Genomic DNA, 729 nt, shown 5'->3' with positions numbered 1-729 from the left:
GGCGGTGGAAGACCTGTACCAGCATCGCCGCCTGCAGCGTCAGGAAGAGGCGCTGGTCACCCCGCAAGGCGGTGACCTGTTCAGTGAGCGCACCCGTCAGCTATGGGGCATCAGCAAGACCCAGCTGGCCGCCGCCGGTTTTGGCGCCGGCGCCGTGGGCGGTGCCGGCATTGATGCGGTGGCGCTGGGGCATTCGTTGGGTGCCGGCGCGTTGATTGGCGGGTTATTGGGCGCCGCCGGCAGCTACTACTACAGCGACAAGCTCACCAAACTGAAATTCGGCCCGCTCAGTGGGGGATTCCGCGAAGCCGTCTACGGCCCCCTGCGGGACCCGCAGTTTGCCTATGTGGTGCTGGGCCGGGCACTGGTGCATTGGTATCAGGTCAGCCAGCGCAACCACGCCGGCCGTGATGTGCTGGTGGTTACCGGGGCGCAGGACCACTGGCTGACACAGATGGAGCGCAGCCATCGCAATGGCCTGCAAAAAAGCCTGCAGGCCCTGGCCAGCCGCCGCTTTGATCCCAGCAAACGCCAGCGGCTGATTGAGCAACTGGAGCTGGCCCAGCAGGCGTTCGCCCAGTGGCAGCTTAGGCCTTTTCAGGAATCCGGCGAAGCCTCTCCCAATTAAGCGATTAATATCAGTGGCATAGGGCCAACTCCCAAGCGGCGATAACTCAGCGACAACGGAATAGTTCATTTGTGTACTATTCCGTTGTATACTTTGTGAAT

Annotated in this window: 1 protein-coding gene; it reads left to right on the top strand. The window is 62.1% G+C overall.

The features are described 5' to 3' along the window. A partial coding sequence (locus tag A3730_RS23770) for a DUF3482 domain-containing protein (protein ID WP_156501325.1) occupies positions 1 to 628 on the top strand: 628 nt, incomplete at its 5' end. Positions 629 to 729 lie beyond the last annotated feature (101 nt).

This window comes from Alcanivorax sp. HI0044 (genome assembly GCF_001634945.1).
Note: the sequence above shows the minus strand (reverse complement) of the source record. Positions and strands in the feature narration are given on the sequence as shown.